Annotated in this window: 20 protein-coding genes; 5 read left to right on the forward strand and 15 right to left on the reverse strand. The window is 38.8% G+C overall.

Features of this window, described 5'->3' with window-relative positions; translation table 11 throughout:
* Window positions 1-121: 121 nt before the first annotated feature.
* Together mazG and FRZ67_RS07915 are read left to right on the forward strand one after the other, a co-directional pair.
* Entirely contained in the window at window positions 122-898 is a 777-nt protein-coding gene (mazG, locus tag FRZ67_RS07910; RefSeq protein WP_147189030.1) for a nucleoside triphosphate pyrophosphohydrolase, read from the forward strand.
* Window positions 895-4,641, forward strand: a complete 3,747-nt coding sequence (locus FRZ67_RS07915) for a sensor histidine kinase (protein WP_147189031.1) — start codon at window positions 895-897, stop codon at window positions 4,639-4,641. Before mazG ends, FRZ67_RS07915 begins: the two co-directional genes overlap by 4 nt.
* 203 nt (window positions 4,642-4,844) lie before the next feature.
* Here the strand turns inward: FRZ67_RS07915 and dxs are convergent, their stop codons facing one another.
* The gene (dxs, locus tag FRZ67_RS07920) at window positions 4,845-6,779 is read right to left on the reverse strand and encodes a 1-deoxy-D-xylulose-5-phosphate synthase (RefSeq protein ID WP_147189032.1); all 1,935 of its coding nucleotides are present in this window, start codon (window positions 6,777-6,779) and stop codon (window positions 4,845-4,847) included.
* A gap of 262 nt (window positions 6,780-7,041) precedes the next feature.
* Between dxs and FRZ67_RS07925 the strand changes: the two genes are divergently transcribed.
* From FRZ67_RS07925 to FRZ67_RS07935, 3 genes are all read left to right on the forward strand, one after another.
* Window positions 7,042-8,091 (forward strand): sensor histidine kinase, encoded by a 1,050-nt coding sequence (locus tag FRZ67_RS07925; RefSeq protein ID WP_147189033.1) that lies wholly within the window; start codon window positions 7,042-7,044, stop codon window positions 8,089-8,091.
* 25 nt (window positions 8,092-8,116) lie between these two features.
* A complete protein-coding gene (locus tag FRZ67_RS07930) occupies window positions 8,117-8,851 on the forward strand; it encodes a LytR/AlgR family response regulator transcription factor (protein ID WP_225975543.1) in 735 nt (244 codons plus the stop codon).
* Between the two features lie 265 nt (window positions 8,852-9,116).
* On the forward strand, window positions 9,117-10,397 hold the full coding sequence (locus tag FRZ67_RS07935) for a M28 family peptidase (protein ID WP_147189034.1): 1,281 nt from the start codon (window positions 9,117-9,119) through the stop codon (window positions 10,395-10,397).
* Window positions 10,398-10,498: 101 nt separating this feature from the next.
* On the opposite strand, the gene FRZ67_RS07940 is transcribed toward FRZ67_RS07935, so the two are convergent.
* From FRZ67_RS07940 to FRZ67_RS08005, 14 genes are all read right to left on the reverse strand, one after another.
* Window positions 10,499-11,098, reverse strand: coding sequence for a hypothetical protein (locus FRZ67_RS07940; RefSeq protein WP_147189035.1), 600 nt, complete (start codon window positions 11,096-11,098; stop codon window positions 10,499-10,501).
* A 109-nt stretch (window positions 11,099-11,207) separates the two neighbouring features.
* Window positions 11,208-11,975 (reverse strand): hypothetical protein, encoded by a 768-nt coding sequence (locus FRZ67_RS07945; RefSeq protein ID WP_147189036.1) that lies wholly within the window; start codon window positions 11,973-11,975, stop codon window positions 11,208-11,210.
* 212 nt (window positions 11,976-12,187) lie between these two features.
* Window positions 12,188-12,823 (reverse strand): CE1 family esterase, encoded by a 636-nt coding sequence (locus FRZ67_RS07950; protein WP_147189037.1) that lies wholly within the window; start codon window positions 12,821-12,823, stop codon window positions 12,188-12,190.
* Between the two features lie 52 nt (window positions 12,824-12,875).
* Window positions 12,876-13,169, reverse strand: a complete 294-nt coding sequence (locus FRZ67_RS07955; RefSeq protein ID WP_147189038.1) for a hypothetical protein — start codon at window positions 13,167-13,169, stop codon at window positions 12,876-12,878.
* Between the two features lie 123 nt (window positions 13,170-13,292).
* On the reverse strand, window positions 13,293-13,916 hold the full coding sequence (locus FRZ67_RS07960; protein WP_147189039.1) for a SprT-like domain-containing protein: 624 nt from the start codon (window positions 13,914-13,916) through the stop codon (window positions 13,293-13,295).
* On the reverse strand, window positions 13,903-14,307 hold the full coding sequence (locus tag FRZ67_RS07965) for a hypothetical protein (RefSeq protein ID WP_147189040.1): 405 nt from the start codon (window positions 14,305-14,307) through the stop codon (window positions 13,903-13,905). The genes FRZ67_RS07960 and FRZ67_RS07965 overlap by 14 nt, the downstream gene beginning before the upstream one ends.
* Window positions 14,307-14,519, reverse strand: coding sequence for an AtpZ/AtpI family protein (locus tag FRZ67_RS07970; RefSeq protein ID WP_225975544.1), 213 nt, complete (start codon window positions 14,517-14,519; stop codon window positions 14,307-14,309). Before FRZ67_RS07970 ends, FRZ67_RS07965 begins: the two co-directional genes overlap by 1 nt.
* 9 nt (window positions 14,520-14,528) lie before the next feature.
* Complete coding sequence (locus FRZ67_RS07975; RefSeq protein WP_147189041.1) at window positions 14,529-14,924, reverse strand: hypothetical protein; 396 nt, start codon at window positions 14,922-14,924, stop codon at window positions 14,529-14,531.
* Between the two features lie 421 nt (window positions 14,925-15,345).
* Complete coding sequence (locus FRZ67_RS07980; RefSeq protein WP_147189042.1) at window positions 15,346-17,301, reverse strand: M1 family metallopeptidase; 1,956 nt, start codon at window positions 17,299-17,301, stop codon at window positions 15,346-15,348.
* A gap of 171 nt (window positions 17,302-17,472) precedes the next feature.
* Window positions 17,473-18,027, reverse strand: coding sequence for a GNAT family N-acetyltransferase (locus FRZ67_RS07985; protein WP_147189043.1), 555 nt, complete (start codon window positions 18,025-18,027; stop codon window positions 17,473-17,475).
* 9 nt (window positions 18,028-18,036) lie between these two features.
* Window positions 18,037-18,459 carry a hypothetical protein gene (locus tag FRZ67_RS07990; RefSeq protein WP_147189044.1) on the reverse strand — a complete coding sequence of 141 codons (423 nt, stop codon included), beginning with the start codon at window positions 18,457-18,459 and terminating at the stop codon, window positions 18,037-18,039.
* Between the two features lie 223 nt (window positions 18,460-18,682).
* Entirely contained in the window at window positions 18,683-21,550 is a 2,868-nt protein-coding gene (gcvP, locus tag FRZ67_RS07995) for an aminomethyl-transferring glycine dehydrogenase (RefSeq protein ID WP_147189045.1), read from the reverse strand.
* A gap of 260 nt (window positions 21,551-21,810) precedes the next feature.
* The gene (locus FRZ67_RS08000; protein ID WP_147189046.1) at window positions 21,811-22,293 is read right to left on the reverse strand and encodes a hypothetical protein; all 483 of its coding nucleotides are present in this window, start codon (window positions 22,291-22,293) and stop codon (window positions 21,811-21,813) included.
* Window positions 22,294-22,439: 146 nt separating this feature from the next.
* Window positions 22,440-23,711, reverse strand: a complete 1,272-nt coding sequence (locus FRZ67_RS08005; protein WP_147189047.1) for a nucleoside permease — start codon at window positions 23,709-23,711, stop codon at window positions 22,440-22,442.
* Window positions 23,712-23,829: the final 118 nt, after the last annotated feature.

The following is a 23,829-nucleotide window of genomic DNA, read 5'->3' on the forward strand; positions in this document are numbered from 1 at the left end:
CGTTTATGATTACTGAATGCTAATAGCTGATACCTGTCTGGAACGTACAAGTGAGTGACACAACAGGCGATGCCATAAGTGCTGAAGCTGCTATCAAAATAATTTTTAAAATATTTGTTCAATGAAAAAAGTTAGTGAATCATTTGAGCGATTGGTTGAAATAATGGATGAGCTTCGCGAAAAATGCCCGTGGGACAGGAAGCAAACCATTCAGACACTTCGCTCTATGACGATCGAAGAAATGTATGAACTGGCAGATGCCATTACCAATGAAGACTGGCAAAATATAAAGGAAGAATTAGGCGATCTGCTGTTGCACATTACATTCTATGCAAAAATCGCAACGGAGCAACAGCAGTTTACGCTGGAAGATGTGATAGAGGGGATTTGTAAAAAACTTATAGTTCGTCATCCACATATTTATGGTGACGTAAAAGTGAATGATGAAGAAGATGTAAAAAGAAACTGGGAAGCCATTAAAATAAAAGAAGGAAAAAAATCTGTAATGACAGGCGTGCCGGTTGCATTACCTGCAGTTGTAAAAGCAACCCGTATACAGGAAAAGGCTAAGCAGGTTGGGTTTGAATGGCACAACAAGGAAGATGTATGGAAAAAAGTGGAAGAGGAAATGGATGAACTTAAAGAAGCAATTGCAGATGGTGATGAAAAACATACTGAAGAAGAATTTGGAGACGTGCTTTTTAGTCTTATAAACTATGCACGGTTTTTGCAGGTGGATGCCGAAGCTGCTTTGGAAAAAGTAAATAAAAAATTTTTGCATCGTTTTAATAAAATGGAACAAGGAGCGGCGGAGCAGGGTAAACAACTAACTGATATGACACTGGAAGAAATGGACGCCATCTGGAACCGTATTAAACATGAAAATCAGCCGCATTGATCAGTATACTTAAAAAAGCTGCTTACAGGCATGGCTATTTGATTATTGCTGCCGCATGGCTGTACACTATCTCATTCTTATTCTCTAATTATTTTGCCGCTGATGCAAGCGCCGGTAAAGTTGCAAAAGTGCTTAGCCAATACCTTACTGAAAAAGAAAAAATATTCGAAACATTCTGCAAAGACACGCAACGATTAAAAGATATTCTTGATAATGATGCGTCTGAACAAAAGGAAGCATTTAAAGAAGATTATGGCTTATTCCTTTATGCCATCAATGACATTGGAAACACCATAGAGGTTTACTGGAACACTAATCAAATGTCTATACAGGCAAATGATCTTAAAAGACCGGATGGCTTTCATGCAGTAAAATATAAAAATGGTTTTTTTGAGTTATTGAAAAAAACTGTTGTTGTTGACAAACGGGAATATGTTGTTGCTGCGCTGGTGCCGGTATATTGGGATTATAGCTTTGAATCGAATGATGTACAAAAAAGATTTGCTGTGCCCGGGCTTGAGAAAGGATATGCTATATCAAAAGACAGTGGCGCTGTCACTGTACTAAACTCTTTAAAAGAACCGGTCTTTTACCTGGGCGATAAAAGCGTAACCTCACCAGATGAACCGGGAGTTGCTTCTATTATACTGCGTGTAATAGCATTGATGCTCCTGATGATATTTATAAATGCTCTTGCAGTAGAGCTTGCAAAACGTACAGGCTTTATTACAGGCTTCTCTTTTCTTTTTATAATTGTAGTAACAGCGAGAATACTTACTTACCTGTTGCCTTCTCTTTTCAACTTTCAAAAATACCAGCTTTTTAATCCGGCCATCTTTGCATCGAGCAGCCTGCATCCTTCATTGGGCGATCTTCTTATCAACACCATTTTGCTTTACTGGCTCGTTTACTTTATAAAATTTAATTATCATTTTTCTCAAAAGCTGCCGTTAAATGAAACGATCAAAAAAATGGCCGGTGTAATTGCATTGCTTCTTTTGCCCCTTTTTACGATGGAGCTTGCCGGCATACTAAGCAGCCTTGTAATGGATGGAGTGGGCATCCCCTTTGATGTCACCAGTTTCTTTGATCTGAACATTTATACACTGGTAAGTTTTATTATTATTTGCTTTTTGATACTAAGCTATTTTTATACGGCGCAAATGCTTGTTAAGCTTTCGCATTTTACACAGTCAGGGCTTTATTGGCGTATTATAATACTACTTTCATTCGCATTATTTCTGCTTGGCTTAAAGATCTCGGGAGATAATGATACGCTCATCAATTTTTCACTTGTAGCATGGATCATATTATTTTATTTTTTTGTTGAGCTTGATAAAAGTGGCATTAACAGTATATTTTATAAGACCTCTTATTTTATTCCGTGGAGCATATTTTTAATAGCATCTGTTTCTGCACTGCTTATTTCACAAAACAGGCAGCTTGAACATACGAGACGAACGACCATTGCAGAAAATGTGAGTATGAAAAGCGATTACACAAGTGCCAAAATACTCGATGTTTCTCTAACCGGGTTTTCAAATTTTATAAAGGATACGAAATTCAGTGAATTTACCGATGAAGAAAAAAACAGGTTATTAAAAGAAAATCTTAGCAATAATAACTTTGAAGGGTACCTGAATAATTTTTATACCCGCATTTATACTTTTGGCAGCCACCAGCAACCCTTATTCAATACAGATTCCACTTCTTACAATGTACTGAAATCTATCATTGTCAACCAGTCTAAGGTAACAGATGTGCCCGAGCTATATTATTATGAAAATGACGCAACCAGTTTTAGTTATATCTATGAAAAAGATATTTACGAGCCTGATTCTGTTTTGGATGGACATATATTCCTTATCATCAGCCCAAAAAAAAATGGAGAAGAAGGGTTTAACCCTCAAATATTCAAGCAGCTTGTAAAAGACGAATCGGTTGTAGGAAAAGATTATGCCTACGCCGTTTACAACAAGCAATATAATCTTATTAAGAGCAGCGGCAACTATAATTTCAGCGATATTATTTCAATGAAACAGGTGCCAAAATTCGGGGATGAATATGTGCAGCATGATGGTTATTCTGAACTCTGGCACAAAGCATCAGACGGAAGGGTTGTTGTAGTGGCAAAAAAGAATATCTGGTTTATTGAGGCGATCACATTCTTCGCTTATCTTTTTGCACTGCTTATCCTGCTTATTGCAATACAGCATTTTGGCACACTTATTTTCAGCACGCATTTTAAAGCAGAAGAGTTAAAAAGAATTTTCCGTTTCAATATCCGTACGCAAATACAAGCCATCATTGTGTCTGTCAGCATCATATCTTTTATTATTATCGGTATAACGATCATTTCTTTTTTCATTTTCAGCTTTACCAGTAATAATGAAAAAAAACTGATGGCCACCTCGGATATTATTGTAAAAGAAGTGCAACAACTTTCAGATGACAAATATGCCATCAGCGATATTGCAGACCTCAGCAAAATAGACCTTGGCAGCGAGCTGCAACAAAAGATACTTGATATAGCAATTGTACACGATATAGATTTTAATCTCTTTGATCTTAATGGAAATCTGCTCATCTCCTCTCAAAAATATGTGTACGATAATGCCATACTCAGCCGCAAGATGGATCCACGTGCATATTATTCCATGCACTATGAACACAGCACAAGGTTTATACAGGAAGAACAGGTTATTGACTTTTCTTTTCAAACCATTTATGTGCCTGTACAGGGTAGCAATAAAACAACATTTGCTTATCTCAATATTCCATCCATCAATACACAAAAAGAATTAAAGCAGGAGATTTCGAATTTTCTTATAACCATTCTTATTCTGAATGCATTAATATTTATCATGGCAGGCGCTATTGCCATTTGGGTTACAAAGCGAATCACTACTTCATTTACCCTCATAGGTAATAAAATGAAAGCCATCAGTTTCGGTTCAGTAAATGAAGAAATAGAATGGAAAAAAGAAGATGAGTTAGGCGAACTGATTGCAGAGTATAACAAGATGGTGCGCAAACTGGCAGACAGCGCACAGGCACTTGCCCGCAGTGAGAGAGAAGGTGCATGGCGTGAAATGGCCAGGCAGGTGGCGCATGAAATAAAAAATCCGCTTACGCCAATGAAGCTAAGCATTCAATACCTGCAGCGTGCCATTGACAACAATGCGCCGAATGTAAAAGATCTTTCAAAACAGGTTGCAGGAACACTGGTTGAACAAATAGATCAGTTGTCGAAAATTGCAGGTGACTTCTCTCAGTTCGCGAACATTGCCAATGTAAATATTGAAGTGTTCGATCTTTCCAACACAATAGAAATGATCGTACAATTGTATAGCGCAGATGAACGCATTAAGATAACGTGGGAGAAAGAAGAAGGAACATATCTCATAGAGGCAGACAGAACACAAATAAACAGGCTCTTTACCAATCTTGTAAAGAACGCCATCGAGGCACATGAAAATATTAATGACGCAAAAATTTTCATTCAACAATTGATAAAAGAAAATGAAGTACTTATTTCTATTAAAGACCACGGGCATGGTATTCCGCAAACTATGCGGCCTAAACTATTCACACCCAACTTTACCACCAAATCATCAGGAACCGGTCTTGGACTTGCAATTTGCAAAGGCATTGTAGAAAAAGCCAACGGGCATATATGGTTCGAAACAAAAGAAAATGAAGGCACTACTTTCTTTGTTTCTATTCCGCTTACAGATAAGTAGTTTATAGAATTTATGGGCCACACCGTTGAATAAGCATTAAACTTTCGTTGCGTCGCACGCTTGTACTTCCTGTTCATTATTGAACTAAACGATGCAGTGTGCGACGCAACAAAAGCATCATAGCATTACTGCTGCCAGGCACATAAAAAAACATCAACACTTTATATGTATTGATGTTTTATATAAATAATATTCAACAATTTTTATCCGGCTATACTAAAATTAGTATACACTTTTTCTTTCAGCATTTCACGAATAGCTGAAGCAATACCAGCAGCATCATAACCGCATTCCTTGTGTAACTCTTTCAATGTGCCATGTTCTACAAGCCTGTCTGGTATACCCAATATTTTTACTTCTGCTTTATAGTTGTGTGCATTCATAAATTCAAGAACAGCACTTCCAAAACCGCCCACAATAGTTCCATCTTCAACAGTAAGCACTTTGTCGTATTTTGTAAATACTTCATGCAGCAATGCTTCATCAATTGGTTTTACAAAACGCATGTCGTAATGTGCAGGATCGATACCTTCTGTTCTTAATTCGCGTATAGCTGCAGTTGCAAAATTACCCGGATGACCAAAGCTTAATATGGCAGCATCTTTTCCATCTTTTATTTTGCGCCCTTTACCAACTGTTACTTCCTGAAAAGCAGTTCTCCATTCAGGCATTACACCTTCACCACGCGGATAGCGGATAACAAATGGACATTGATTGCTATCGAGCTGAGCGGTGTACATCAGGTTGCGTAATTCCTGTTCATTCATTGGCGCACTGATGATCATATTTGGTATGCAGCGGAAATAAGGTATATCATAAGCGCCGTGATGCGTAGGTCCATCTTCACCAACAAGACCGGCACGATCAAGACATAAGATAACCGGTAGCTTTTGTATAGCTATATCATGCACTACCTGGTCAAAAGCACGCTGCATAAAAGAAGAATAAATGTTGCAGAAAACACGCATACCCTGCGTGGCAAGGCCAGCACTTAATGTGGCTGCATGCTGCTCACAAATGCCCACATCCAATGCACGTTTAGGCATTTTTTCCATCATAAATTTTAGTGAAGAACCGCTGGGCATAGCCGGTGTAATACCCATGATCTTTTCATTCTTCTCTGCCAGTTCTATAATGGTATAACCAAATACATCCTGGTATTTTGGTGGCTGTGCAGTTTCGTACTTCTTTTTATAGATCTCACCGGTAACCTTGTCAAACAAACCTGGTGCATGCCATTTTGTTTGATCTTTTTCTGCAAGATCGTAGCCCTTCCCTTTTACTGTGACTATATGTAATAATTTTGGACCGGGCATTTTGCGCAGGTCTTTCAATGTATCAACCAACTTGGTAATATTATGTCCATCAATCGGGCCAAAATAACGTATGCCCAATGATTCAAAAAGATTACTGCTCTTGCTAATCATACCTTTAATACCGGCTTCCATTTTACTCGCCATATCACGGGTAAAATGTTTGCCCACCGGAAGCTTACCCAGCATCTTCCAGATATCATCCCTGAATTTATTATAGGTATGCGAAGTAGTAATATCAGTAAGATATTCTTTTAGTGCCCCAACATTTGGGTCAATACTCATGCAATTGTCATTAAGCACCACCAACATATCTGCATCTGCAACGCCTGCATGGTTCATAGCTTCAAAAGCCATACCCGCGGTCATAGCGCCATCACCAATTACAGCAACTGATTTCCTTTCTTCTCCTTTAAGATTAGCAGCAATGGCCATACCAAGTGCCGCAGAAATAGAAGTGGAGGAATGTCCTACACCAAAAGTATCGTATTCACTTTCGCTGCGCTTGGGGAAACCACTTAGCCCTTTGTATTTACGGTTGGTGCTGAAATTATCACGACGGCCGGTGAGTATCTTATGACCATAAGCCTGGTGACCCACATCCCACACAAGTTGATCATAGGGGGTATTGTACACATAATGCAGTGCAACAGAAAGTTCTATCACACCAAGACTGGCACCAAAGTGACCGCCGTGCACACTTACCACATCAATAATATACTGACGCAATTCATCACAAACCTGGTGTAACTGTTCGCGGCTCAACTGCTTAAGATCATCGGGGGAATTAATCTTACTAAGTAAAGCGCCGGGTGTTATCTCCATTCGGGAATAATTTAAAGCTGTAAAAGTACAATTTTAAGGCCATTCTGACTTTTCGCATATCCACAAACGCATATACTGTAATGATAGTTTACTATTTTCAAAATAATTTTATAACCAGATAGCCGCCATATTTACCTTTAATCAAATGGCATCCGGGTTTGGAGATATATTCGGTTAACTTTGAATTTGTCCCATTTGTACCAAAATGCTTATGATGAAAAGGAATCAAATGAACATGAGAAAGCATAAACCTTAATCACAAATGAAGTACAGAGTATCAGCATATTGGTTGTGCCAGTTGGGTGGCTGGAGCAGTTATATCCTTGTATATACCTTTTTTTATTTTACTATCCGCACAAAACCAAGTCCGGATTTTTTTCCAACCCTGTTTATTGATGCTGTTGGTGGCTTATGTATTACACACCTGATGCGCATTTTCATAAAAAAGTACAATTTCCTTAATCATGATATAAGAAAACAGATCATTTTCATGGCAGTAACTACTTTGGTTTTCTCTCTTTTATATGGAACCATTGTAGTAAAGGTTGATGAATTGCTGAATTACGAATCTGATATGTGGAAGCAATATACTTTCTGGAATAAAGTAATGCGTGCATCCATTTCGTATTTTCTTATCCTTAGCATCTGGAACCTTATTTACTTTACTTATCACTACGTAATGAGAACAAGAACAGATAAGTTAGATAAAATAAGACTTGAAAGCCTCGTAAAGGAATTAGAATTAAAGACCATTAAATCACATATTAACCCTCATTTTATTTTTAATGCGCTTAATAGCATAAGAGCGCTCGTAGATGAAAACCCCGAAAGAGCAAGAACTGCTATTACCGAATTAAGCAATATACTCCGCAGCAGCATGCAGGCCGAAAAACTGGAAACAGCAACACTTGAAAGAGAACTTAGTCTGGTAAAAGATTACCTTGAATTAGAGCATATCCGTTTTGAAGACAGGCTGAATGTTGAATACGATATTGATGAAGATACATTGGATCAGCAGGTGCCACCGATGATGCTGCAGACATTGGTTGAAAATGCCATTAAACATGGCATCAGCAAACAGGTTAGCGGTGGTAAAATAAAGATCATTTCAGATTTCAGGGGAGATCATCATGAATTGATCGTTCAGAATACCGGTAAACTTGCGGTAGAAACAAATTCAGAAGGTTTTGGTATTGTAAGTACACAAAACAGGCTTAAACTTTTGTATGGCGGTAAAGCCGCATTTGCATTACAGAATGTAAATGGCAATATGGTAGAAGCCAAAGTAATTATTCCCGTTTTAAATTCATAACTAAAATCATAAAGCAGATATTCCTATGCCTATCAAAGCAATTATAATCGACGATGAACGCCTGGCCAGGACAGAGCTCAAAAAACTCTTGCAGGAGTTTTCAGATATTCATGTAATTGACGAAGCTGCCAATGCAGATGAAGGTGTTGAAAAAGTAGAAACACAAAATCCTGATCTCATTTTTCTTGATATACAGATGCCGGGAAAAACCGGTTTTGATCTTTTGGGAGAATTAGATAAAGCACCGCATGTTATTTTTACAACAGCTTATGATGAATATGCATTAAAAGCTTTTGAAGTAAATGCACTTGATTATTTGCTAAAACCCATAGAACCAAAGCGTTTGAGCGATGCTATTCAAAAATTGCAGTATGAAATAAGTAAGGAGCGTGAAGGGTTGAATGGTTTTCTAAATCGTGGCCCTCTTACAGAAAACGATCAGGTATTTGTAAAAGATGGTGAGCGTTGCTGGTTTGTAAAGCTTAATGAAATTCGTCTTTTTGAAAGCGTTGGCAACTATGCTAAAGTTTTCTTCGCTACCAATAAACCACTCATCTTAAAATCGTTGAATGCATTGGAAGAAAGATTGGATGAGCGCGTATTCTTCCGTGCTAACCGTAAACACATCATCAACCTGCGGTGGATAGAAAAAATTGAACCTTATTTTAATGGCGGTTTGCTGGTTGAATTAAAAGGTGGCGAAAAAATAGAGGTAAGCCGCAGGCAAACAGTGAAGTTCAAAGAAATGATGAGCTTCTGATTTTTATCGCAGAGACCATCAAATGAAGAGAATTATTTTGGGCCCAACAGCAGAATAAATATTTAGCTGCTGTTGCGTCGCACTCTTGTACGTTCAGGCCATTATTCAGCAAACTACCAAGACACAAAACCTTAAAAAAATTTGTGTAATTCGTGATTCAAAATTCGTGTCGAAGTCATTTATTGTTCATTTAAGGTTAGAACGTACAAGTGAGTGACACAACGAAGATGACCAAAGAAATAAATGCCGATAACAAAAAATACACATGAAGAAAACCATTTTTATTACTTTATTATTTATTTCACCATTTACCTTCTCGCAAAAAATAAATAAGATCATTAATGCCAAAGAAGTTGAAAGAATAGAAAAGGTTCTTTCTGCTGATGACATGAAAGGCCGTGCCATATTTACACCTGGCATAGACAAAGCCGCTGATTTTATAAGCAGTGAATTTAAAAACGCCGGGCTAAAAACATTCAACAATGCAGATGTTTTTCGCCAATCTTTTATCATGCTTAAACCAAAAAGGCAAAGTGTTTCAGCCACTGCCGATGGCCAGGTTATTGATGAAAAAAATATAATTATAGTAACTACTAAAAAAGATCTTTCTATAAACGATGCTTCGGGTTTTGAAAAAGCATCTATTAAAAGTGGGGATAATTTTTTCAATATGGTATTTGGTTTTATAAGTGCCGGAAAGAATTATGTAGTAACTGTTGATACCGCGTTTGCCAAAAGTTTTCCGCGCTTACAATATTTTACCAAACAGGTAAACCCTTCGGAAACAAGTGTGATATTTATACTGGCTGCAACAGCACCTACTACTTTTAAAATAGAAGCCGGGCATAGCTTTGACACATTGAAGCTTGCAAATGTTGTTGGTATGTTACCCGGTAAATCAAAAAAGGATGAGTTTGTAATTTTTTCTGGTCATTATGATCATCTTGGTGTTGGCAAAGTTGTAAATGGCGATTCAATTTATAATGGTGCAAATGATGATGCTGCGGGAACAACAGCCGTTATTATGCTGGCAAAATATTTTGCTAAGCTGCATAACAACGAACGCACTATCATATTCGCTGCATTTACAGGTGAAGAAAGCGGTGGTTACGGTTCTAAATATTTTTCAGAACAATTAGCGCCTTCTCAGGTTATGGCCATGTTCAATATTGAAATGATTGGTACAGATTCCAAATGGGGAAATAACTCAGCTTATATTACAGGTTACGAGAAAACAGATATGGGAAAAATACTTCAGCAAAATCTTACTGGTTCTGCTTTTACTTTTTATCCTGATCCTTATACAGAACAAAATTTATTCTATCGGTCAGATAATGCAACACTTGCCAGGCTTGGTGTTCCGGCTCATACCATTTCTACTTCTAAAATGGATAGCGAACCTAATTATCATAAAGTAAGCGATGAGATGGGAACGCTTGATATGAATAATATGGCAGAGATCATTAAAGCTATTGCTATTAGTTCTGCGAGTATTGTTGCAGGAAAAGATACGCCTTCAAGAGTTGATACAAGTGAGTTGAAATAAATTAATATATAGCCTTGAAGATTTTTGAAACCTTCAAGGTGAATAGTGATTAAAAAAGCCGCAACCAATGTAGCGGCTTTTTTAATGAGGCACCAATTTATCTATTGTATCAGTTTAGCTATATTCTGCAATGGCAGCGTATTGGCCATTGCAAGTATTTCCGTTTCGGTAGTGCCGTTAACTGTAATAGTCATCAACGCACTGTTAAAAGGTATTTGCAAACTATAGTTTGACTGTCCGTCTGCGTTTTCTCCCTGCTTTTCCAACCTTGCTTTGTAACCTTGTACCTTAACCACTTTGGTATTTTCATCCCGCATCATACCACCCAGTAATGCTGAATTTAGAAAAGTGTTTAATGTACCTATCAAGGGAGAGTTATTAATGATCTCTATGGATGCTTTGCCCATCGTTCCATAACTGCGATGAATAGTAGCACCAACAAATCCTGCATTGGCACTTACATGATCATCTTTTGCATTCATGGCAAGTGTATCTAACTTAACAGGCATTATTTTTAAAACTTCTTTGCCGATAATCATGTCTAGTTCCTGCATAGCCTGCTCCAATGCAAAATGTGCATCTTCCAGTTTTCCTGCAGCGTAAGAAGTTTTAGCTGTTGTCATTTGTGTTTTAAAGTCGCCCTGCGCAAACGAGATAGCTGCAAAGGCTAAACAGAATACAGATATAATAAGTTTTTTCATTTGATTATTTTTTATTGTTTTTTGCCAAATGGAATTCGCCCTAATTAATTATAGATAAGAGCAGCTTTCTTCTGGCTCATTTCATTGTTTATTTTTTTGGTTGTGGTTGTTATTGTTCGCCGAGCATTTTTTTGATGCCGTCAATATCAAATGCGTTGGCGGCATTCATTACTTCTGTTTCGTCCGCAAAGTTGATGCACTCCCAAACGATGAGTGACGACTGCCCAAGTGTTACCATCAATGTATAGCCTTTGCTGTCTTCGTATTGTATGATAGCTTTATTACCTTTTACTTTTGTTTGCTTCATATTCTGATCCTGCCCATTGGCCTGCGTCATATAAGCATTGTTGAAGTAAAGGTTTGCCATGCCTGCGTACATGGCATTATTACCAATAGTAACGGTTAGCTGTTTATCTTTCTTGTCAGTGTAAACACGTTGTATGGTCATGTTATTCCAGCCCCATTGTGTGCTTACCACTTTATCCTGCATGGTATCTTTTGCAAGACCGTCAACAGGGTCTGGTAATGATTTCAACAGTTCTCGTCCCAGTTGTATCTCTATACCGATCAAAGCCTGCTGTATAGAATAACGCGCATCGCTGTAATTAGCTGCAGCCTGTGCCTGTTCAGCATCGGCCATCTGCTGATTTACATCGGGGGGTGGTGTGTTCTTTAAACCGCCACCACCTTTATTGACAGGTTTTCCGTTCGCGTCTGTGGCTGTGTTTGCATCTGTACTGGTATTATCAGTGCTGGTGGTTGAAGGATTTACTGTTTTGTTTACTTTATCTTTTAACTTTTTTAAAAGCTGTGCGTGGCATGGATTGTATGCGCAAAGAGCACTAAAGACAAGCACTAATAGAATCGGCTTTTTCATGATGGGTGATTGATTTTTGACAAGAAATTTGAAGAATAAGTTTACGGATCAGTTAATGATTACTGCTGCAATTTAAGATTTTCCTGCACAGGAGTTTTTTTCTGCTGATGAAAAATAAAAAAATGAGGCAATGTTGTGCCGATAAAAGTTTAAGACGTACAAGTGAGTGACACAACAAAGATGCCACCTGCACAACAGCTGGTAACCAACATTTATTTTTTCTTGTGCTGCATAAAGAACTTCCACATATTACTGATTGCTGTAGTTGTAAGTCTTCCATTTGCAGACAATGAAATTGCTGTTACGGGTAGCACAGGTACTAACAAGTTATTGCAGGAACCTTTGTTATCCGGATTAAAAAAAGAAGCGATGGCAGTAACTTTTCCCGGCAGATCGCAGGCAAATTTGTGGGCCATTGCAGCGCCATTACCAAAGCCTGCAATATAAACCTGGTCCGGATCACACTGATAACGCTGAATGAAATAATCTGTAAGTATGGAAAGATAACCGACATCGTTTACTGAATCTTTATTTGTGCCATCATTCCACTTTGTGTCAACTGCATCAGGGTAGATAATGATAGCTCCGGCGCTGTCTGCATTTGCGTGCAAAAGATCGCCATAAGTTTTGATGACATTCTTTGCAGAAGAACCTTTATCATGCAGTATTATGACCAATGGATATGTTTCCTGTTTCCCATAATCAAGCGGAATATAAAAAGTGCAGCTGCGTGGTATATTGTCAATATTAAAGTTGCTGCTATAAATTGTTTGCCCGGGAATTGCATCCTGCGCATCGGCAGTTATTGAAGCAATAAGTATAAAGAATGTATAAATGAGCTTTTGCATGGCAAAGGCAAGTTAATCAATACTGCAAAAACCGGGTAAAGAAGATGTATATTCAGGGCAGGATCTGCAGGCGCTCAGCAAAAACTAAAATAGTGGTGTCCATATCATCAAGCATTTTAGAACGTTCTTCATGATCGTGCGGCTGAACAAAAACCACATAGTGAAAGCTATCGATATTAAAGTGATAATGTGTGTGACCCGCCTTAACAACTATGCTGTGAAAATGTATCCTGTCTTCTTTTAGAAGCATATCATTGCGCATATTGATGGCATTAATACCATCGTAAACAATGAGCGCTAACAACATTGCAAGGAAAAAAATGGGGATATAAATAATGCTTTTCATTAGCTAAGACATTGGAGGATCTTAAATACGTTCAACAAACAAATATAGCAAGAATGAAATTCCTTAAACATAATTATATGTAGGGCACATATTTCAGCCTGGTTTGATTTAGGTGGATGCTTATTATTTTACGGGCACTACTTCATAGATAGCACTAAAAAGATAAACCAGGCCGGTCTTTATTTCTGTGCAGCGGTAGCGCTTGCGCAGCTTCTCCCCCTTCCTGAATACCCTGCCATCCCTGGTGACAAACAATCCATTAGCCGGTATCTCTTCTACCAGCAAAATACCATCTTTACCAGCATCATATTTGCGCAGCACACGCATCAAATGCTCTTCTGCGCAACTGCTGGCTGCAGGGTTTGTGAGGGAGCGTTTCAGTTCTTCTTCAATATCCGGTGGGAAAATATTTTTGTTTACAAAGTCGGCTAATAAACGGCCGTAAATATGTTTCCACTCTTTACCATGTGCAGAAACCCGGTGGCCATGATGCTCATAGGTAAGCAAATGTGCCAGCTCATGTAACAATGTTATCAGGAATGCATACTTATTCAGGTTGCTGTTTACCGTAATACGGTGGTTCTTTCCATGCACTGCATTACGGTAATCCCCGAGCACAGATTTTCTTTCTCTTGTAACAGTAAGGTGCACTTTATAATGGTGCAGATAATACACCACTTTATCAAAACAATTATCCGGCAGAAATGCTGCCAGCGCATGCATAGGATGCTCTTTAACTGCTGCCATTCTTCCGGTTTAAATTCGAGGCTATCCGCACATCAATTACAGTATAAAAAATATACAGGACCATGCAGGCAATAACTGCATAAATACTCCTGCTCTCACCTGCAGCTACCAGGTATATAACGATTACAATTGCTATTATCATTAGCTTTATAAAAGTACCCAGCATAACTGATCTTACAAACACCTGTGGATTGGGGTTCTGTATGGCTCTCTTTTGTATAGAAAAAACAGCAAGAGAAAGTATAAATAGTAAAATGTTACCAAAACCAAGTACTATGGGATCAATATTTTTTGCAGTGAGCCATGTTTTTGTAACGGTACAAAAACCGGTAACGATCATAAAAAGTATAAACAGTGGGGCAATGGTTTTATTCTCTTTCGTTTTATCCATTATTGTTTATTTGAAGTATCCTTTACCGCTTTAATGATCATGCCAATGATCACGATCAAAGGTAGCAACCAGATAAACAAAGGGAAACCGGTTTTTATCCACTTATCAACCCACGAGCCTGCGTAAGTTGCGAGGCCAATACCTGCCAGCAACTGGAATGCAAGTCCTGCATAGCTTAGCATTAATGCTTTATTACTTTTTCCTTTTTCCATAAGGCTTAGCTAATCATTTACCCTTTCGGCTTTGGGCACTTTAAGTGTGGTGGTATCTAATTGCACCGCATTGCCGCCGTTAAGAATTTTTTTCAACCCGTCAAGATACTGATCTTTATAAATAATGGCCTGCTGCAGCGAGTCTGTACGCATCTTTAATACCTGCAGCTCTGCACGGCTGGTATTATTGCCATAACCCGGAATATAAAACTTCAATGGCGTAAGCACCAGCAGCGCCACCGTTAAACCAACCAGCAAAATAAAGATACTGCTCAGTGCCACATACACGCTAAGCCGCGACAGTTTAAATGTGATCACTTCTTCATACGTATCATCATTCATCACTACAAGCCGGTAGCGGTTTTGCCTGCGTTTTACCGTTGCTTCATTTTCTGTTTCTGACATAATCAATGAATAAGAAATAAAGATAGTATTAATTGCAATGATGCATAATTTCCAACAGCATGAGATTTATTATGAGCCAGAGTGCAGTGCTGCTATTGGGCTTTCGTTGCGTCGCACTCTTGTACTGCTTGTTTTTATATGAGCTTTAAAATGAAGCGGAATCTATTTTAGCAAATGGAAAAATAATTTCGGGTGGTTATATATGTTCTGATTTTTCCGACCGTATCCAACCAATTGGTTATATGCGTTCCAATTTCTCCGACTATATGTAACCAGTTAGTTTTCTCTTTTGCCGCAATAATATCCAACCGAACAAGAGTGCGACGCAACGATGCTTAATATTATTACTTAAGCCCGGCTCATAAAAATAAAAAAACCGGAAACAATACTGTCTCCGGCCTTAATAATGTTGCGTTTGGTTTTAATAATCCAACCACACATTATTACCCCTGTTTATATCAGGATAATTTTTGTCGGGATCAACAATAATTTTTGCGATCTTATCTGTAGAACTGAATTTGAATTTCCATACTGAGCCATGCTGCCATATTTCTACAGGCAACATTTTGCGGCTTACTTTGCCATTGGCCTCGGTTATTTCAAGCGTTACAGGCATTGGTAATTTTTCCATGTTGGAAATAGTAATGATACTGCCCTGTGATGGATCTCTATTTATATATGCAACATCGTCTATCGACAGGTCTATCTTCCACTGGTTCATGAACCAGCCACGCCAGTACCAGTCAAGTGTTTCGCCTGCATAATTTTCTATGCAATGAAAGAAATCGTAAGGCGTTGGATGTTTGAATGCCCAGGTATGCACATAATAACTGAATGCGCTGTCGAAACGTGCTCTGCCTAAAATATTTTCACGCAGCATAGTTAAACCAAGACCGGGTTTAAAGTAAGCAACAAAACCAAGATTGCGTGGTTGTGTTACATCAGGTACGGTCATAATACTTTCCGAACTATCGGTAAACATATATTTAGTATATCCTGTATGGTTACCCGGATCATCGTCATTGTATTCGCCGTTATTAAATGCAGAGTCTGCCATGGTGTTGATAAATGTGTTAAAGCCTTCATCCATCCACGGGAATTTTCTTTCGTTGCTGCCGACAATCATCGGGAACCAGTTGTGGCCAAACTCATGCGATGTTACCCCCCATAGTCCGCCTTTTTTTGCTCTTGAGCCGCAGAACACAATGCCGGGATATTCCATACCACCAACTATGCCTGCCACATTTGTTGCAACAGGATAAGTGAACTCGTATAAATATTTTGAATAAAATTCAATAGCGCCCTTTACATATTCTGTGCTTCTTGCCCATGCACTGTCTGTTGCTACTTCTGCCGGATAAACAGACATGGCCAATGCTTTTTTACCGGATGGCAAATTTATTCTTGCCGCATCCCATACAAATGCAGCAGAAGATGCCCATGCCACATCTCTTGTATTGGTGCAACGGAACTTCCAGGTAAGGTGATCTTTTGAAGGTCTTGTAGATGGATCGGTAACTTCATCTGCGGTGCGCAGCATCACTGTTTTGTCGCTGTTCTTTGCAGCATCCCATCTTTTCAATTGTTCTGCAGTTAATACATCTTTAGGATTGAGTAATTCGCCTGACCCAACAATAATTTGATTAGCCGGTGCAGTAATGCTATAATCAATATTGCCATACTCCAAATAAAATTCACCCTGACCCAGATAAGGCAGCGTGTTCCATCCATTCACATTATCATACACACACATGCGCGGATACCATTGTGCAATTTCATTGATCCAGCCATTTTTTGTTTTCAACCGGCCCATGCGGTCCGTACCATATTCAGGAATGGCAAAATGAAAGGCAATTTTAAATTGTATACTGCCACCGCCTGCTTTAAGAGCATCAGCTAATTTTATCTGCATGCGGCTATCGGTAATAAAATAATTTGCTTTTTGTTCTTTACCATTTACTACAATACTTACAGACTCTATGTTGTAGCCGCCATCGAATGCATTACGGTTTGCCCAGCGTCCACCGCTGATAGCAGTTGCAGCAACAGCTCTCGAATCCTGGTCATAAATATTCTGATCAAGCTGTAGCCATACAAACGATAAATTTTGCGGACTGTTATTGGTGTAAGTAATAGTAACGGCGCCCTGCACATTTTGCAACGAATCATCAAGTGTTGCCTGTATAGCATAATCAGCGCGGTTCTGCCAGTAATCAGGGCCGGGCGTGCCATCTGCGGCTCTTACCTTATCGCCGTATGCAGGATAAAAAAACGGCGCAAATGCATCATGCTGATCATAATTGGAACGCTGTGCAAAAACACTGTTGGTTAAAATCATAGCAAGGAAAAACAAAGATCTTTTTGTCGCTCTCATCATGTGATTATTGTTGAAATTTAGGAAATATGCTAACAGGGAACAAGCAAATGTAAAGATGTGCCTGTTAAGATGTAAATAAATATGATGAAGAGAAATTTTGTAGCCGGCTATTGGTTTTCTATGGCATCGCCTGTTGTGTCACTCACTTGTACGTTCGGAAGAAAAAGGCAGCTAAGTTGTGTTCAAGGCCTTTTTACTTTTAACTTCTTTATTACACACTCTGAAAATATGCACCAGGTTATAACTATAAATAGTTGTTTTCTCCAACTGCATATTATTCTTTAACGCTACTCTCTGAGATTCAAGATTCTTAACTGCGATGATCGATATCAATGAATCACGAAACTTATTTTCAAATGCAAACTCCTTGCATTTAACAGCAGCTTCTGTTGCATATCCTTTGTTGCGGAATGCAGGCATAATGGAATAACCAATTTCAAGTTCTTCTGTTCCATCTACGGTTTGCATTAGCAAACCACACATGCCAACTAATGCGTTGGTTGCCTTATCTGTCAAGACATTCATGCCGCCTAAATTATTTGCGTACCGGTAAAATGTTTTATCAAACCACATGCGGCAGTTTGTTGCAGCATCTGTTATTTCAGAAAACCATTGATACGTTGAGGAAGGATCTTTATAAAACTCCAGCCATGTATCAAAATCGCTTTCTTCAAGCCTGCGAAATAAGAGTCTGACAGATTGTTCGTTTTCCAAAAGATAATTCATAGAAAAGACTTATACAGTTGTTTTAGGTAAAAGCCCTGCAATATTTGATTTAAAAGAAGCAAGCCTGTCCCAGATAAAACGGTTATTATCACGTCCTGATTCTCCCATATCAATTACTTCACAATGACCAATGATCTTATCTGCAAGGCTATCAACAAATCCAAACGGAGATAAAGATTTTATGGCAGCGGCAAAACTTTCGGTATAAACATGGCCCCATATTTCCACCGCCATAGATGCGTTTGAAATATCAAGTTCCCTGCTATTCTCTTGCTGAAATGCTGCCTTGATAGCTGTAACAAGTTCATCTGTTGAAGCTTCTGTATTTTGCGCAAGTAATGCCGTTAATTGATCATCGTTGACAAGCTTTACTTTATGCCGGGTCATTTCCATTTGAATATTTTTACCCTGCACAGTAATCGTTTTATCCATAAGTGTAAATTATTATTCAGCGTAATATTAAGTTATGTTGTTAAGGTAAGGATTAATGATTGAAATTTTATATTCATATAAAGTATAAATGATAAAAGAAAGTGCCTAAAAATTCAAAACGTACAAGTGAGTGACACAACAGGCGATCCTATGAAAAACAAAAGCTGGTCTCCAAAAAAGAAACCAGCTTCTCTATAACGATGAACAAAAAACGATAAACCAATTATGCTTCTGCTTCTGCATAAGAACTTACAGGTTCGCAGGTACAGATAAGATTTCTGTCTCCGTGCGTATTGTTGATCCTTGCAACGGAAGGCCAGAATTTATTTTGCGTTACATAATACAGCGGGAATGCAGCTTCCTGTCTTGTATATGCGTGGTTCCATTCGTTGGCACAAACAACGGCTTGTGTATGCGGTGCATTTTTTAATGCATTATCTCTCTTATCTGCAGTGCCATCTTCAATGGTCTTTATTTCTTCACGTATCCTGATGAGCGCATCGCAGAAGCGATCCAATTCTGCCTTGTCTTCACTTTCCGTTGGCTCTATCATGATTGTGCCGGCAACAGGGAAGCTCATGGTTGGCGCATGAAAACCATAATCCATTAAACGCTTGGCCACATCTTCTGCTTCTACCTCTGCACTCTTTTTGAAAGGGCGAAGATCAACAATGAATTCATGCGCACACTCTCCGTTGTGGTTTGTGTAGAGAATATCAAAATGTTTTTCCAAACGAGCACGCATATAATTTGCGTTGAGTATTGCATATTCAGTCGCAGCTTTTACGCCCGTTGCACCAAGCATACGAATATATCCGTAAGAAATTAATAAAATAGATGCAGAACCATATGGCGCAGCACTTACAGCATTTGAAGTTTGTTCATTAACATGACCAGGCAAAAACGGAGCAAGATGTTTTGCGCAGCAGATAGGCCCCATACCCGGACCACCACCACCATGCGGAATAGCAAATGTTTTATGCAGGTTAAGATGACAAACATCCGCACCAATTAAACCAGGTGCTGTTAACCCAACCTGGGCATTCATGTTTGCACCGTCCATATACACCTGGCCACCTTGTTCATGAATAATAGCAGTAATTTCTTTTACGGTTTCTTCATACACACCATACGTACTCGGGTAAGTGATCATGATGCCGGAAAGATTGTCCGCATGTTGTGCAGCTTTTGCTTTCAGGTCTTCAACATCAATGTATCCATTCTCTAATGCTTTTACTACAACCACTTTCATACCCGCCATTACTGCACTTGCAGGATTGGTACCATGCGCAGAAATTGGAATCAGCATTACATTACGATGATGATCGCCACGACTTTCATGATATGCTTTAATAGTAAGCAATCCTGCATACTCACCCTGCGCACCACTGTTGGGTTGTAAACTGCATGCATCAAATGCGGTGATCTCGCAGAGATAATCACTTAACTCTTTTATCATTTGCTGGTAACCCGCAGTTTGATCAACAGGTGCAAACGGATGCATCTTAGCCCAATGGCTCCAGCTTAATGGGATCATCTCACTGGCTGCATTTAATTTCATAGTGCAGGAACCGAGTGAGATCATCGAAGTATTTAACGAAAGATCTTTATTTTCTAATTGTTTGATATAACGCATTACCTGGCTTTCACTGCGGTAAATGTTAAACACGGGGTGCGTTAAATAAGAAGAAGTGCGTGCAAGATTCAAAGGAATATGCCTTGGTTCATCATCTTCTTCAATATCGAATGCAACAGGATCAACATCGTTCTCAAAACAATTGATCAGATCATACAGATCATCTACTGTTACTGTTTCATCAATTGAAATACCAATAAGGTTGTTATTAATATATCTTAAATTGATCTGTTGTCTTTCTGCTTTTTCCCTGATCGCTTTTATATTATCAACCCTTACCGTGATGGTATCAAAATAATTATCTGATACCAGCTCAAAGCCTCTTTCTTCAATTGCTTCCGCCACCGTTTGTGTAAGTATTGCAATACGTTCCGCTATTGATTTCAATCCAAGCGGACCATGAAATACCGCATACATGGCCGCCATGTTAGCCAGCAATGCCTGCGCAGTGCAAATATTGGATGTTGCTTTTTCGCGTTTAATATGTTGCTCTCTTGTTTGCAATGCCATACGCAATGCACGATTGCCTTGCGCATCTATGCTTACACCAATTATTCTTCCGGGGAGATTTCTTTTGAATTCATCTTTTGCAGCAAAGAATGCCGCATGAGGACCACCAAAACCTAAAGGCACACCAAAACGTTGCGCAGAACCAACTGCAACATCAGCACCCAATTCTCCTGGGGGGGTCAATAATGTTAATGCTAACAGATCTGTTGCCATCACTACATGTCCGCCTGCATCATGCACTTTATTCACAAAGCCACGATAATCTTCAATAGAGCCTTTATCATTTGGATATTGCACAATGGCACCACAATAACTTGTATCGATCAACGCAGTGGCGTAATTACCATATACCAGTTCAACGGCTATTGGCGTTGCTCTTGTTACCAACACATCTTTTGTCTGCGGAAAAATTTCGTTGTCTACAAAAAATTTTGGCCTTTCTACCCTGTCTGTTTTATTTACATGATGAAAGATCATTGCCATTGCTTCTGCTGCTGCAGTGGCTTCGTCTAATAAAGATGCATTTGCAATGGGCAAAGCCGTAAGATCACTTACCATGGTCTGAAAATTTAACAGGCTTTCCAAACGGCCCTGCGAAATCTCGGCCTGGTAAGGTGTGTATTGTGTGTACCATCCCGGGTTTTCAAAAACATTGCGAAGAATTACAGAAGGCGTGATCGTATCATAATAACCCTGCCCGATATAGTTCTTGTAAACCTTGTTCTTCAAACTCATTTCTTTAATGAGTTTCAGGTATTCATTTTCACTAATTGCCTCCGGTAAATTCAATGGGCGCTGCATGCGGATAGCGGCAGGAACCGTATCACTGATCAGTTCTTCCAGGCTGTTCAAGCCAATTGTCTTCAGCATTTCTTTTGTGTCTGACGCACCTGGGCCAATATGCCTTGGTATAAATTCGGAAGCTTGTTTTTCGAATAAATTCATAATATAATAGGTTGACCACTTAAAAGATCGGCAAAGTTAACGGTTGTAAGCGGGATAAAAAGCATCCTGTTGAACTTGGGGAAAGTCTGTGGATGATCCAAGGGATTTGAGATTCAGGATTTTTTATGTGCCTGACTTGGTGCTGCCATCAGGCTGCCGTTGCGTCGCACTCTTGTACGGTTTGTAATTCTATTGCGCGCAGAAAACCGACCAAAGGAAACCATTAACAACAGGTCAGACGGCTCAAAGCCGTCAGACCGCTATGCAAACTTTCGATAATATTTTTTTGCACCAATAACAACAGGCAGCCCGATGCAAACAATTAATATAAAAGCGGCAATGGATGCTTTTGTAATATCAAAAGAAACATGGTCAAGCCTGGTCAGCGGTATAACAATCCTGTTCATTATAGCCCAAACAAAAATACCATACACTATAGCCAAAAGAATAGTATTGGCTGCAAGCAATTTTATTTTTGGGAAAAGCAAAAAGAAAAACAGTGTAAAAATAAAAGCGATAAGATAGTGAAAAAACAAACCTGCAAGGATCATTGACACGTTTCCATTATAAGCAACTTTTCCAAACACGGCACTTGCTATATATTGAAAAATCACGAGTGGATTTTTTCCGCCATTAGCTGTATAACTGATAATGGCGCCGATCATATCAAGTGTGCCGGCAATTAAAGCTGTTATTGCAACTGCTTTTATAAACGATGATGAATTTTTTATGTTTCTTTCCATGTGCAACAATGGTTATAAATGAAAGATAAAAATAATAGTTATGCTTTGCTACAAAATGTTATGAACGTACAAGAGTGCGACGCAACAGCAGATGCCATAATAAGTAAAGCCGGGCAACTAAAAAATTACTTTGGAAATATAAGCAGTTAATGCGGTGTCATTTCAATTGCTTCGGCTTTACCGATCTCCTTGGCCGAAGGCATGTGTTTATATTTAAAAACAAGCGGAAAAATTATGCCGAGCACTAAAGCATACGCAGCAAAACTGAACCATATACTTCTCCAGTCTTTCACCTCATTTGAAGTAAATTGATCAACAACCCAGCCACTGATAACGCCTCCCAAATATGCGCCTATGCCATTGGTCATAACCATAAACAAGCCTTGCGCACTTGCTCTTATTTTTATATCGGTTTCTTTCTCTACAAACAGGGACCCTGAAATATTAAAGAAGTCAAAAGCCATCCCATAAACAATCATGGATAAAATTAACAGGGGTAACCCTGTGCCCGGATCGCCGATGCCAAATAAACCAAAGCGAAGTACCCATGCAAAGATGCTCATGAGCATTACTTTTTTTATGCCGAATTTTTGCAGGAAAAAAGGAATGGCAAGTATGAACAATGTTTCAGACACCTGGGAAATAGAAATTAATATACCCGGATGCTTGACAGCAAATGAATCAGCATAAATTTTTTGACTGCCAAAATCAGTAAGGAAAGCGCCGCCGAAAGTATTTGTTATTTGAAGTGCTGCTCCAAGGAACATGGCGAAAATAAAAAAGACTACCATCTTTCTTTTTTTGAACAATACAAATGCATCTAAACCCAATGATGAAATAAATGTTTTTCTCTCTCCGGATTTTTTTGGCTTGCATGATGGCATTGTAAAAGCATAAATGCCCAATAAAAACGAAGCTGCAGAACTAATATACAATTGAAGTGCACTATTATTAAATCCAGCAAGATCAACCATCCACATAGCAACTATAAAACCAACTGTTCCCCACACACGAATGGGAGGAAAATCTTTCACGATATTAAAATTCTTTTGCTCCAGTACCTCATAAGATACCGTGTTATTTAGTGCGATGGTAGGCATATACACCATTGTATTCAGGAGCATAATTGGATAAAGGGAATTAAAAGTTGTTTCTGTAGAAGCTTTATATAATAGAATACCACCAAGAATATGACAGATGCCAAAAACACGTTCTGTGTTGATCCATTTATCGGCTACAATGCCCAGTAATGCAGGCATAAATAGAGATGCTACGCCCATGGTTGCATAAATGCTTCCAATTTGTCCGCCGGTAAAATGCAATGTTTTATCCAGGTACACATTCAGGGAAATTAACCACGATCCCCAAATAAAAAACTGCAAAAAATTCATGAGGGTGAGGCGAAACTTAATGCTCATTTACCAGGTATATTTTATTAATCGTAATGATAACGAAAATATTTCTATTTTTTGGTTACCGGCTGCAGTATTTAAAGGCGTCTTTCTTGCGTCGCACTCTTGTACGCTTTGTTCAATA

Source organism: Panacibacter ginsenosidivorans, from assembly GCF_007971225.1.
GTDB classification, from domain to species: Bacteria; Bacteroidota; Bacteroidia; order Chitinophagales; family Chitinophagaceae; genus Panacibacter; species Panacibacter ginsenosidivorans.